This window comes from bacterium (assembly GCA_018814885.1).
Taxonomy (GTDB): domain Bacteria; phylum Krumholzibacteriota; class Krumholzibacteriia; order LZORAL124-64-63; family LZORAL124-64-63; genus JAHIYU01.
The window spans coordinates 42929-55749 of sequence record JAHIYU010000075.1; the positions used below are offsets into that span (position 1 = coordinate 42929).

General features: G+C 66.9%; 10 protein-coding genes. 1 reads left to right on the forward strand and 9 read right to left on the reverse strand.

Annotated features, from left to right (window positions below; all coding sequences use genetic code 11):
* Window positions 1-78: 78 nt before the first annotated feature.
* Window positions 79-2073: a sulfatase gene (locus KJ554_04560; protein ID MBU0741611.1), complete on the reverse strand. Its 1995-nt coding sequence runs from the start codon at window positions 2071-2073 to the stop codon at window positions 79-81.
* A gap of 150 nt (window positions 2074-2223) precedes the next feature.
* Here KJ554_04560 and KJ554_04565 point away from each other — a divergent pair, with 150 nt between their 5' ends.
* On the forward strand, window positions 2224-3390 hold the full coding sequence (locus KJ554_04565; protein ID MBU0741612.1) for an acyl-CoA dehydrogenase family protein: 1167 nt from the start codon (window positions 2224-2226) through the stop codon (window positions 3388-3390).
* A 61-nt stretch (window positions 3391-3451) separates the two neighbouring features.
* Here the strand turns inward: KJ554_04565 and KJ554_04570 are convergent, their stop codons facing one another.
* The 8 genes from KJ554_04570 to KJ554_04605 form a co-directional block, all read right to left on the reverse strand.
* Window positions 3452-4963, reverse strand: coding sequence for an NADH-quinone oxidoreductase subunit N (locus KJ554_04570; GenBank protein ID MBU0741613.1), 1512 nt, complete (start codon window positions 4961-4963; stop codon window positions 3452-3454).
* Window positions 4960-6504 (reverse strand): NADH-quinone oxidoreductase subunit M, encoded by a 1545-nt coding sequence (locus KJ554_04575; protein MBU0741614.1) that lies wholly within the window; start codon window positions 6502-6504, stop codon window positions 4960-4962. Before KJ554_04575 ends, KJ554_04570 begins: the two co-directional genes overlap by 4 nt.
* Before the next feature lie 33 nt (window positions 6505-6537).
* Window positions 6538-8589 (reverse strand): NADH-quinone oxidoreductase subunit L, encoded by a 2052-nt coding sequence (gene nuoL / locus KJ554_04580; GenBank protein MBU0741615.1) that lies wholly within the window; start codon window positions 8587-8589, stop codon window positions 6538-6540.
* A gap of 19 nt (window positions 8590-8608) precedes the next feature.
* Window positions 8609-8908 carry an NADH-quinone oxidoreductase subunit NuoK gene (gene nuoK / locus KJ554_04585; protein ID MBU0741616.1) on the reverse strand — a complete coding sequence of 100 codons (300 nt, stop codon included), beginning with the start codon at window positions 8906-8908 and terminating at the stop codon, window positions 8609-8611.
* Entirely contained in the window at window positions 8905-9420 is a 516-nt protein-coding gene (locus KJ554_04590) for an NADH-quinone oxidoreductase subunit J (protein ID MBU0741617.1), read from the reverse strand. Before KJ554_04590 ends, nuoK begins: the two co-directional genes overlap by 4 nt.
* 21 nt (window positions 9421-9441) lie before the next feature.
* Window positions 9442-9906: an NADH-quinone oxidoreductase subunit I gene (locus tag KJ554_04595; GenBank protein MBU0741618.1), complete on the reverse strand. Its 465-nt coding sequence runs from the start codon at window positions 9904-9906 to the stop codon at window positions 9442-9444.
* A 75-nt stretch (window positions 9907-9981) separates the two neighbouring features.
* Window positions 9982-11256 carry an NADH-quinone oxidoreductase subunit H gene (locus tag KJ554_04600; GenBank protein MBU0741619.1) on the reverse strand — a complete coding sequence of 425 codons (1275 nt, stop codon included), beginning with the start codon at window positions 11254-11256 and terminating at the stop codon, window positions 9982-9984.
* Window positions 11253-12818 carry a (2Fe-2S)-binding protein gene (locus tag KJ554_04605; protein MBU0741620.1) on the reverse strand — a complete coding sequence of 522 codons (1566 nt, stop codon included), beginning with the start codon at window positions 12816-12818 and terminating at the stop codon, window positions 11253-11255. The genes KJ554_04600 and KJ554_04605 overlap by 4 nt, the downstream gene beginning before the upstream one ends.
* Between the last annotated feature and the right edge of the window lie 3 nt (window positions 12819-12821).

Genomic DNA, 12821 nt, shown 5'->3' on the forward strand with positions numbered 1-12821 from the left:
CAAATACTGGGCGCAGACAGATGACAAGGAAAAGCCCGCTGGCGAACCAGGTCCAGGGCAAGCGTCCCCTCGCGCCCATCAATAACCCAGGCTCTGCAGCTGGCGGCGCAGATCGGCCGAAAGCCCGACAGAATCGACCCCGGCGGCAGACATGAGTGCGGATCGCGCATCCCACGCTGACAGGCGCGCGTGGGCTGCCGTCAAGATCGCAGCGGCGGCGGCGGGATCGTCGGCGAGCGGGTGCCGGGCTCCCGGATCCGCGCCCAGGTCGTACCAGGCGGAGCCGACGCCTCCCTCTCCCACCACACCCAGATAGGGCCAGGCTCGACAGGCGAGCTGCGGTTCACCGTAGAGCATGTTCTCCATGATCGCCGGCGCGTCGCCTTCAGCTTTGCCCTGCCGGGCTGCATCGGTGTCCACGTACAGCAGATCATCGGCGCCTTCCAGGCCGGCCGGTGGCGTCCAGGACAGGAAACGGCATACAGACGGCACGAGATCCAGCGCATCGTGGTCGGCGGCGCACGTGCTCCCGCCGTCCCTCGCGCCGGGCTGGCGGATCAGCAGGGGGACGCCGGTCACTTCCGGCATCAACGAATGCCCGTGCTCGAAGCCGCCGTGCTCGAAGAACTCCTCCCCGTGATCCGAGGTGACGATCACCAACGCGGAATCCCAGATCCCGAGCTCGCGCAGGGTCGCCCACAGTTTCGACAGACAGGCGTCGGTGTACTGGACCTCGCGCCGGTAGAGCGCCCACAACCCGGCACGCACCTCCGCAGACACCCCGGGCAGCGAATCGCGGACACCCGGAAGATGGGCGGCCGGGAAAACGCCGTCCGTGAACAGGGGATCATCCGGGATCTCCGTGCGCGCCGGCTGCACGCCGCGGCCCGGCGCCGCCGCGGGCGCATTCGCTGGCAGGGAATGCCAACGGTACGGGAGGTGCGGATCCATGAGGTGAAGCCACAGGAACAGGGGGGCATCGTCCCGGCGCTGCTTCAGCCAGCGGGCGGCCTTGCCGACGATCACGGCGGCGTCGTCGAGATCGAGTCGCGTGTCGGCAAGGTAGGAGAGCTCCCTGGCCAGCACCGAGCGCGCGGCGGGCAGGAGGGGCTCCAGGACGAGGGCGTGCTCGAATTCGCCGAAGCCACGGTCGAAGCCGTAAGCAGGCATGAGATAGGGATTGGCGGTGAAGGCCGCCGTGCTGTATCCCGCCTCGCTGGCGAGTTGTGAGAGCGTGCGCACGCCGGTAGGCACCCCCGCGTACTTGGCGACCCCCAACTCTCGCGGGGCGCGCCCGGTCATCAGCGTGGCCATCGCCGGCAGGGTCCAGCAGCTGGACGACCAGTAATTGGTGTAGAGGATGCCCTCCGCGGCGATGGCGTCCAGGCCGGGGGTCGGCGGCGCGTCGGGCGAGACGGCCGACAGGACGTCGCGCCTCAGGGTGTCGATGGTCACCAGGATCAAGTGGGGCCGGTCGCTGTCGGCGATGCCGGCGGCCGCGGCACCCGCGCCGACGAGGCGGGCGTCTCTGCCCTCCTCGCGCCAGTTGGGCCAGAGGCTGGTGAAGACCGCCATGAAGACCACAGCCAGGAACATGTTGCGCCAGGGGTTCAGCGCCTGTCGCGAGGCCATCGTCAGGATGGGTTTGGCGAGCAGTACGGAAGCGACGATCATCAATACCATCTGGACGACCAGAGCCGCGCCATGCTCGTGGTCCGACCACCAGTCCGGCACCACGTGCTCGCGGAGGACGTAACCGGAGTAGAAGAAGATGAAGAGCCCGAGCGCCGTGGCCACCGACAGGGCGTAGGCGTGGCGCCGGGGATGTCGCCTGTGTCGGACGAGCAAGTAGAACGGCACGAAGAGCACCGCGGCGACGAGCATGGCCACCCAGCCGTAGAGAGCCACCGTGGGGGCGACCGATCTGACGAAGCCTGGACCGCCTTCGGCCATGAGGTCGAACCGCAGCCACTGGCTCAAGCCTTCGACCATGCCGAGCAGACCGGCCATGACGAACGCCCAGGAGGCCGTCGCCAGCAATCCGCGGATCCAGCGCCACAGTTCGTGCAACATGAACCGGTCATTCCCCTCTATGACGATCGAGCCTCGCCGCCGCCTCACAGTTTCCGGTCAAAAGGGCGGACGGTCAAGCTGCGCTTGCGGCAGCGTGGCGCCGTGGTATCTTCCCGTCTACGATCCGGCACCTCACGCGCAGGAGAGGACATGCAGACATTCAACGGTATCGACTACTACCGCTTCGAGGAGGGTTTCAACGACGAGGAGCGCGCGGTGCGCGACACCGTGCGCGAATTCGTTTCGCGCCGCTTCCTGCCTTTGGTGCGCAGGCATCACGAAGCCGGGACGTTCCCCATGGAGCTGGTGCCGGAGATGGCCGAGATGGGTCTGCTCGGGCCTTCGATCCACGGCCCGGGCTGCCTGGGCCTTTCGGCGACCATCTACGGCATCATCTGCCAGGAGCTCGAGCGGGGGGACAGCGGACTGCGCAGCTTCGCCTCTGTGCAGGGCAGCCTCGTGATGTGGCCCATCGCCACCTACGGCAGCGCGGCGCAGAAGAGCAGGTGGTTACCGGAACTGGCCGCCGGCCGCGCCGTCGGCTGTTTCGGCCTGACCGAGGCCGGTCACGGCAGCGATCCCGGCGGCATGGAGACCACGGCCACCCCGGACGGGGACGGCTGGATCCTCAACGGCGCCAAGATGTGGATCACCAACGCGAACCTCGCCGACCTCGCCGTCGTCTGGGCCCGCGGTCCCGACGGCGTGCTCGGTTTCCTGGTCGAGCGCGACTCCGCCGGCTTCCACGCGGCACCGGTCCGCGGCAAGTTCTCCCTGCGCGCCAGCGACACCGGCGAACTGGCCTTCGACGAGGTGCGCCTGCCGGACGCCTCCCGCCTGCCCGACGCGCGCGGGTTGCGAGCCCCCCTCTCCTGCCTCAACCAGGCGCGCTACGGCATCGCCTGGGGCGCCGTGGGGGCGGCGGCCGACTGCTACGAGACGGCGCTGCGCTACGCGCTCGCCCGGGAGCAGTTCTCTCGGCCCCTTGCCTCGTTCCAGCTGGTCCAGCGCAAGCTCGTGCGCATGCTGACGGAGATCACGAAGGCCCAGGCCCTGGTCCATCAGCTGGGCCGTCTGAAGGACCGCGGCATCGACGAGGTACCGCTGGTGTCGCTGGCCAAGCGCAACAACGTGGCCATGGCACTGGACTGCGCCCGCACAGCCCGCGACGTGCTGGGCGCGGCCGGCATCACCGACGAGTTCCCCGTCGGCCGCCACATGACGAACCTGGAATCGGTCAAGACCTACGAAGGGACCCACGACATCCACACCTTGATCGTGGGGGCCGACATCACCGGCCTGTCCGCCTTCCGCTGAAGCGCAAGGCGGCGGATCCCCGCGATCCGCCGCCGCACCGGAAAGACCGAGCGTCCGGGTATCAGAAGGCCATGTGCGCGAAGGTGCGCGAGGCGAGCTCGAAGAGTGTGCCCGGCAGCACGCCGATCAGGATGACCAGCAGCGCCAGCACGCCCGCCGTGAAAGCCGCTTCCCAGCTGGCACCTTCGTGCAGATCGCCTTCCGCCGGCTTGAAGTACATCACCACGACCACGCGCAGGTAGTAGTAGACGGACAGCAGGGAGTTGACCACGCCCCAGACGGCCAGCGGGACCAGGCCCGCCTTCACGACGGCGTCGAAGAGGTAGAACTTGCCCACGAAGCCAGCGGCCGGTGGAATGCCGGCAAGCGAGAAGAGGAACACCGACAGAGTGGCCGCGGCCAGGGGGCGCCGGCGCGAGAGACCGGCGTAGCCTGAGATCGCATCCGCCTCCTCGGCACGGCTGCGGCTCAGGTAGGCGACGATGCCGAAAGCGCCCAGGTTCATCAGGGCGTAGACGACCAGATAGAAGAGCAAGGCGCCGCCGGCTGCGCCGGCCACCTCCACGGTGCGCGTCGCGACCTCGGTACTGCGGCCCGTGTTCAACAGGGCCAGGACGCCCAGCAGCAGATAACCGGCGTGTGCGATGCTGGAGTAGGCCAGCATGCGCTTGATGCCGTCCTGCGACAGCGCCACCACGTTGCCGATGGTCATGGTCAGGACCGCCAGGACCGCCAGCAGGGGGAACCAGACCACCGAGAGGGACGGGAGCAGCAACCAGACGAACCTCAGCAGGGCCGCCATGGCGGCCGCCTTGACGCCGGTCGCCATGTAGCCGGTCATGTACACCGGCGCTCCCTCGTAGACGTCGGGCGTCCACATGTGGAACGGCACCATGGCGATCTTGAAGCCGAAGGCGATCAGGATCAATCCGCTGGAGATCGGCAGCAGGACGCCGCCGGCGCCGGCGGCCAGCGCCGTGCCGATGGCCGCGTATGACGTGCCCCCGGTCTGTCCGTACAGCAGGGCGGAACCCATGAGCAGTACGGCCGAGGCGAAGGCGCCCATGATCAGGTACTTGAAGCCGGCCTCGCTGCTGCGCATCGAGCCGCGGTTGCCGCCCACCAGGATGTAGACCGAGAGGCTCATGGTCTCCAGGGCCAGGAACAGGCTCATCAGGTCGGTGGCGGCCGCCATCAGCATCATGCCCAGGGTGGCGAACAGCACCAGGGGATAGAATTCCGCCCGGAAACGCCCATCACGATCGTAGATGCTGGTGGCGAAGACGACCGTCAGCATGGCGATGGCCACGAACAGCAGATTGAAGAAATGCGTGTACAGATCGCACGCGAGCATGCCGTTCATCAGCGATCCCGTGCGAGCGGGACCCGTGCCCTGGGCCACGGCCGTCCCCAGCAGGACAAGCAGGGAGAGCATGGAGAGGTGGTCCTTGCGTAGGCTCTTGACGAAGGCGTCCACCAGCATCACCAGCAGAGCGCCGCCGGCCAGCACGAGGTAAGGCAGCATCTGCATCAGCTGTCCGCCGAGGTCGGTCTCCGGTGCCAGGCCGTTCATCGCTCACCTCCCGTCCCGACGGTAACGACAGATCCCGGGTCTACGACCGCGCCTCCGGCCGGTGCGACCCCGGCCAACGCCTGCGTCACGGGCTCCAACAGCCGCATGATGGACGGCTCCATGCGCTCCAGCAGGGGCGCCGGCGCGACGCCCAGCAGCACGATGAAGACCATGATCGGAATCAGTACGATCCACTCCCGCAGGTTCAGGTCGGAGAGATGGCGGTTCGCGTCGCGGGCGAGCCTGCCCAGGAAGACGCGCTGGTACATCCACAGCATGTAGATGGCCCCCAGGACCACGCCGGTCGCCGACAGGACCACCAGCAGCTTGGCCTGGGGCAGCAACGCGCTCGAGAAGCTGCCGAAGAGCACCAGGAACTCTCCCGTGAAACCGCAGAGGCCGGGCAGGCCTATGCTGGCCAGGGTCACGAACATGAAAACGGAGGCATAGGCCGGCATGACGTGGGCGAGACCGCCGAACTCGTCGATCTCGCGCGTGTGCCGGCGTTCGTAGATCACGCCGACGAGAAGGAACAGGGCGCCCGTGGACAGGCCGTGCGCCAGCATCTGGTACAAACCGCCGGCCACGCCGGTCGCCGTCAGGCTGAAGAGCCCCAGCACGACGAAACCGAGATGGCTTACGCTGGAGTAGGCAACGAGCTTCTTGACGTCCTTCTGTACCATCGCCACCAGGGCGCCGTAGATGATCCCCACCACCGCCAGTCTCGCCAGCCAGGGCCCGAGCAGCAGAGCCGCCTCAGGGAAGAGCGGGATGGCGAAACGCAGCAGACCGTAGGTGCCCATCTTGAGCAGGATGGCCGCCAGGATCACCGATCCGGCCGTCGGCGCCTCAACGTGCGCGTCCGGCAGCCAGGTATGGAACGGGAAGAGCGGCACCTTGATGGCGAAGGCGAGGGCGAAGGCCGCGAAGAGCCACATCTGCTCGGTGCGACCGAGATCCAGGAGCATGAACTTGTCCAGTTCCATGCTGCCGGCCTGGTAGTAGCAGTAGAGGATGGCGACGAGCATGAAGACCGAACCGACCATCGTGTAGATGAAGAACTTGACGGCCGCGTAGATGCGTCGCTCCCCGCCCCAGATCCCGATCAAGAAATACATGGGGATGAGCATGGCTTCCCAGAAGAAATAGAAGAGCAGCATGTCGCGGGCCACAAAAGTGCCGATCATGGCCGTCTGCAGGACGAGCAGAAAGCCCATGGCCTCGCGCACGCGCTCCTGGATGGCGTTCCAGGTGCTGAGGATCACCAGCGGGCCGAGGAAGGTGGTCAGCAGGACGAGGAAGAGGGAGACGCCGTCCAGGCCCAGGGAGTAGCTGATCTTGCCGTCGGCCAGCCAGGCGACCTTTTCGGCGAACTGGTCGCCGGCGTCGCCCGCGTCGAAATGCCGGTACAGGTGCAGCGACAGCACGAAGTCGATGAGTGCGACCGCGAGGGCCGCGCTGCGCGCCGCCGCCTTGGTCCGGCCCAGCAGGAAGATCAACAGCGCGCCCGCGAGGGGCAAGAAGGTGACCCAGGAAAGAATGTGGTCGGTTACAAACGACACAACCGCCCTCCCCTACGCCGACAGGGTGAAGTAGAGTATGAATGCCAGGACGCCCGTCGAGAAGACGTAGACGTAGAATCGCAACATCCCGTTCTGGAACAGACGCAGGATCGAACTCACGACGGCCACCGCGATCGCCGAGCCGTTGACCAGCAGGCCGTCGATCAGCCCCACGTCGACCGACTTCCAGAGCACCTTCTCCGAGAGGGCGTAGCCGGGTTTGACCAGGGTGGCCTCGTACGCCTCGTCCACGTAGTACTTGTTCAGCAACACCCGGTACGGCAACCCGCCCGCGAGGGATTGCAGCCTCGCGGCGATGGCTTGTCGCTTGCCGTAGACCCACCAGCCGAGGCAGAGGCCGAGCAGCGCCCACGCCAGGGAAGCGGAGGCCAGGGTCCATTCCATCACTTCCGCGCCGACGTGATGCGCGCTTCCGGTCGCGTCGCGCACCACGTGCGCTCCGATCGCCACCGCGGCCGCCGTTTCCCCCAGCGCTCCCTGCTCGATGGCCTGCACGGTTCCGAGTCCGCCCTGCGCGTCGGCGACCACGACTTCCGGATGGAAAACCGGCTCCAGCCAGCGTTCGAAATGGTTGGCGCCACCCATGAAATGCGGAATGCCGATCCAGCCCCCCGTCAGGGACAGCACCGCGAGAATCACCAGCGGCACGGTCATCGTCGCCGGCGACTCGTGGATGTGGTGCTTGACCGCCTCGCTGGCGCGGTTGGTCCCGAAGAAGGTCAGCGAGACCAGGCGCATCATGTAGAAGGCGGTCAGACCGGCACCCAGGAAACCGAGCAGCCACAGCCAGATGCCGCCGCCGTCGAAGGCTCTCCAGAGGATCTCGTCCTTGGAGAAGAAGCCGGCGAAGGGGAAGATGCCGGCCAGCGCCACCGTCCCGACCATGAACGTCGGCCAGGTCAGCGGCATCCGGCGGCGCAGCCCGCCCATCAGACGCATGTCCTGCTCGTTGCTCATGGCGTGGATGACCGAGCCGCTGCCCAGGAACAGCAGCGCCTTGAAGAACGCGTGGGTCATCAGATGGAAGATCCCCGCGGTGAAGGCGCCCACCCCGCAGGCCAGCATCATGTAGCCGAGCTGGCTGACGGTGGAATAGGCCAGCACCTTCTTGATGTCGTTCTGGGTCAGGGCGATCGTGGCGGCGTAGAGCGCCGTCACGGCCCCGACGATGGCCACCACGAGCAGCGCCGTGGGCGTCAGGACGTAGATGAAGTGCAGGCGGGCGATCATGTAGACGCCGGCGGTCACCATGGTGGCCGCGTGGATCAGGGCCGAGACGGGCGTCGGACCGGCCATGGCGTCCGGCAGCCAGATGTAGAGCGGTATCTGCGCCGACTTGCCGGTCGCGCCGAAGAACAGCAGCAGGCCGATCAGCGTGGCCGCCGGGGCGAGCAGCGGCGCGTGGGCGGCCATGGTGCCGAAGGAGAAGACCCCTTCGCCAGGCGACATGTGCGGCAGCAGGGTGGTGCCGATCACCAGCATGCCGAGCAGGAAGCCGAAGTCGCCGATCCGGTTGACTATGAATGCCTTCTTGCCCGCGGCCGCGTTGGCCTCGTCGTTGAACCAGAAGCTGATCAGCAGGTACGAGCACAGCCCCACGCCCTCCCAGCCGACGAAGAGCATGACCAGGTTCTCGCCCAGCACAAGCATCAGCATGGCGAAGATGAAGAGGTTCAGGTAGGCGAAGAACCGGGTGAAACCCTCGTCGCGGGCCATGTAGCCGAGCGAATAGATGTGGATCAACAGCCCGACCCCGGAAACGACCAGGGCCATGACCGCGCCCAGGGGGTCGATGGTGAAACCGATGTCGATGGACAGCTTGCCCATGGCGAGCCAGGTGGCCAGGGTGTCGGTCAGCAGCCGCTCGGCCGGCTCCAGCGCCAGCAGGCGCATGAACACGCGTACCGACAGGGCGAAGGAGACCGCGACCGTGCCGCAGGCGAGCAGACCGGCCGCCCGCCGCGGCAGATGACGCACCAGCAGGCCGTTCGCGGCGGCGCCGCACAGCGGCACTAGCACGATCCATCTCAAGGCTGTTTCCACGGCGTGGGTATCCACAACGCTACTCCATGAGGGTCTTGAGTTCGTCCACGTTCACCGTCCGGCGCAGCCGGTAGATCTCCACCAGGATCGCCAGGCCGATGGCGGCCTCGGCGGCCGCCACGGCGAAGTTCATCAGCACGAAGACATGGCCGGAGAGATCGCCGTGCATGCGGGAATACGCGGCGAAGACGACGTTCACCGCGCACAGCATGATCTCGATGCTCATGAGCATGATCAGGCTGTTGCGGCGGATCACGACGCCGGCCATACCCACCAGGAACATGGCCGCGGCCAGCACCAGGTAATGGGTCAAACCTATCTCCACGGCTGATCCTCCTCCCTGCGCCCCAGCGCTAGGGCGCCTATGATGGCCACCAGCAGGACGATGGAGATGAGCTCGAAGGCCAGCAGATAGCGGTTCAGCAGCAGGCCGGCCACGCGCTCCGCGGTTCCGGCGGACGCGTTCCCGGCGTCGGAAAACGCCGTGACGCCGCTGCGCGAGACCCAGCCGACGAGGACTACCGCGATCGCCGCCGCCGGGGCGGCGAGCAGGGCCAGTTTCCAGAAGCGGCGGCCCTCGCGTTCCGCCGGCAGGACCGGTCCCTGCAGCATCATGATCACGAACAGGAACAGGACCATGATGGCGCCTGCGTAGATCAGAACCTGCAGGATCGCCAGGAAGGGGGCCGACAGCAGCGCGAAGATACCCGCGGCGTTGATGAAGCTGAAGATCAACCAGACCGCGGCGGTCACGGCGTTGCGGCTGGCGACGGTCATCACGGCCGCCCCGAGCATCAGCGCCGCGAAAAGGTAGAACAGATAAATCTCCACGTCCTCTTGCCTCCCGAAACGTCAGAGAGTCCCGCGGGTCTCGTCGTTGAGCAGAAAATCCTTGTCCACGAAGAATTTCTCCCTGGCGTCGGCCACGATCTCGTAGATGCCGGTGTCCATGCGGATGGCATCGCAGGGACAGGCCTCCTCGCAGAGCCCGCAGTACACGCAGCGCAACAGGTCGATGTCGAATCTCTCCGGGTATTTCTCGATGGTCGGATCCGGATGCTCCGCGGCCGTGATGTGGATGCAGTCGGCGGGACAGGCGGTGCTGCACATCATGCAGGCCACGCAGCGCGGCGAGCCGTCGTCCCGCTTCATCAGACGATGGCGTCCGCGGAAACGGTCGCTGTACCGGGGCTTCTCTTCCGGGTACTGGACCGTGGGCATGTCCTTCATGGCGAAGATGTTGCGCAGCAGATGCCTGATGGTGATCAAGAGTCCGCGCAGCACCTCCCCCACGTAGACGCGCTCGCCCAGGCTCATGTCCCTGCCGTAGCCGTGTGCCTTGCCGTTCGTCCTCATGTCCTCATACCTTCACCGGGAACCGCCGCGCGTCTTTCAGACGATGGCGACCCCGACCGCCGTGATCACCAGGTTCGCCAGGGCCAGCGGCAACATCACCTTCCAACCCAGGCTCATGAGCTGGTCGTACCTGAAGCGCGGCAGCGTCCACCGCACCCAGACGAAGAACCAGCAGAAGAAGACCACCTTGCCCACGAACGCCCCGACCTGCAGCAGGGTGGCGAAGAGCGAAGCGCCGGCGGGGCCGACCCGCCACGGCGCGAGGGCGAACGAAGCCAGCGACAACGCGCCCACCACGGCGAAGAAGCCTCCCAGCAATCCCGGTTCGCGGTCGCGGGCATCGCCGAACTTCCCGCGTTCGCGGACCGCCCGCCTGAAGAAGAGCCACGCGATCACACCGGAAACGACCGCCTGGAGTCCGAGCACGAGCGGCAGCAGGGTGTCCGCGCCGGCCGTGATCGTCTGACGGGACAGCCAGGGAATGTTCCAGCCGCCGAAGAAGAGCGTCGCGATCAGCGCCGCACCGATCACCATGTTCGCGTATTCGGCCATGAAGAAGAGTGCGAACTTCATCGAGCTGTACTCGAGGTGGTAACCGGCGACGATCTCCGACTCGCCTTCCGGCAGGTCGAAGGGCGTCCGGTTGGTCTCGGCGAATATCGCGGTGATGAAGAGCAGCGCGCCCAGCGGCTGGATCACCACACCCCATTTGGGCAGGAACCCCCAGATCAGATCGCCCTGACCAGATACGATCTCCGTCAAGCGCAGAGACTGGAAGATCAGGAGCAGCCCCATGATGGCCAGTCCCATGCTGATCTCGTAGCTGATCATCTGCGAGGTCGAGCGCAGGGCGCCCAGGAACGCGTACTTGTTGTTCGAGGCCCAGCCGGCCATCACGATCCCGTAGGTACCGAGGCTGGCGATGGCGAACACGTAGAGGATGCCCACGTTCAGGTCCGCGACCACCAGGGGTATCTGTCGCCCGCCCACCTCCAGGTAGTCCCCGAAGGGGATCACCGCATAGGTGACGAGCGCGACGAAGAAGACCACGAACGGCGCCAGCGCATACAGGAACCCGTGCACTCCGTCGGGGCGCACGTCCTCCTTGAAGAGCAGTTTGACGACGTCGGCGATGGGATGCACGAGGCCGCCCAGTCTGATGCCGGCCACGCTGGCGCGGTTGGGCCCGGTCCGGTCCTGGATGAAGGCCGAGCCCTTGCGCTCGGCCCAGACCAGCACCGGGATCAGACCGATCACCAGGACCAGCATGAAGACGATCTTCAGCAGGGTCGCCACGACGAGCTCCATCACGCGTCACCCCCCGTTCCCACCGGCAGGGGCGCAACGCCGGCCGTGCCTAGGTCGTTCAAGTCGACGCCGGCGAGGGCCGGAGCCTGCTCCGCGGCCATACGGCGCACCTCCGGCAAACCGGCGGGTTGCTCCGCCGTCGTGAGCCGGCCCAGCCACCCGGCCAGGAAACGCCAGTCCTCGCGCGTCCGCTCCGGGCCGGCTACAGCGCGTCGGATCAGCTGGAACCGCCCCTGCGCGTTGACGAAGATGCCGTCCTTCTCGGCCCAGGCGCGCAGCGGCACGACGACCTGCGCCGCATGGGCGGTCGCATTCCGATGCGTGCCGAGGTAGACGAGGAAGCGTCCGGACGCCGCTTCCGCGAAACCGGGAGAGTCCGCGACGGGATCGCCGCCGTAGACGAGGACCCCGCCGGATGAACCCGCCGTGCGCGAGACCAGATCCGCAGCCGTCACTTCGGGCAGGTCGAGCCACTCGAGCGACTTGCGATTGGGCTTACGGTCGGCCGCGAGCAGCAGTTCGTCGCCCTCGCCGCGCCCCGATTCCGCGAGGCATCCCAGCACGCGGCCCTCACCGCACAGTACGCGTCCCAGCCGCGCGAAGAGGGCCAGCTCCTCCAGCGTCTGCCCGGGCGAGGCCAGAGCCAGGCCGCCTGGCGCGAACTCGGCGAGCCGGGCGTCCAACTCGGCCCACGCCGCTTCCCGCAGCGCGCCGTCGCGCTGGACGAGCGGCGACGCCAGGCGGCTCTCGGCATGCACCGCGCGGTATTCGAGGCGTCCGAGATCGCACATCCAGGGGCCGTTCACCTCGTCGTTGCGCCGCGGCTTGATGCGGTAGATGCGTTCCGCCTCGTGATCGACGCGGATGTTACAGCCTGTCGCGCAACCGGGGCAGACGGACTGCGTGCTGCGCAGCAGCCACACGCGCTTCTTGAAGCGGAAGTCGCGGCTGGTCAAGGCCCCCACGGGACAGATGTCGACCGTGTTCAAGCTGTAGTTGTTGTTGAGCTCCTTGCCCGGCGCGATGCCGATCTCGGCCCGGTCCCCCCTGTTGAAGACGCCGAGTTCGCCCGTACCGGTGATGTGATCGCAGAAACGCACGCAACGGCTGCAGAGCACGCAGCGTTCCTTGTCGAGGATCACGTGCGGCCCGATGACCTGGGCCTTCACCTTGTTGACCTTGTCGCCCTTGCTCACTTCCGACTCGTACAGGCCGTAAACCATGTATTGGTCCTGCAGGCCGCATTCCCCGGCCTGGTCGCAGATCGGACAGTCAACGGGGTGGTTGATCAGGTGCATCTCCAGGATCTGCCGGGCGGCCGTGCGCACGCGCTCGCTCCGCGTATGGACCACCATGCCCTCGCGGACGGTGGTGTTGCAGGCGATGGTCAGCTTGGGCATGCCCTCGATCTCGACCTGGCAGAGCCGGCAGACGCCGGCGACGGGGAGATCGGGATGGTAGCAGAAGTGCGGCAGGGCCTCGCCCCGCGCCTCGCGGCAGGCGTCGAAGAGCGAGGTGCCCTCGGGAAACACCAGTTCCCGGCCGTCTATCGTCAACTTGGTCATGTC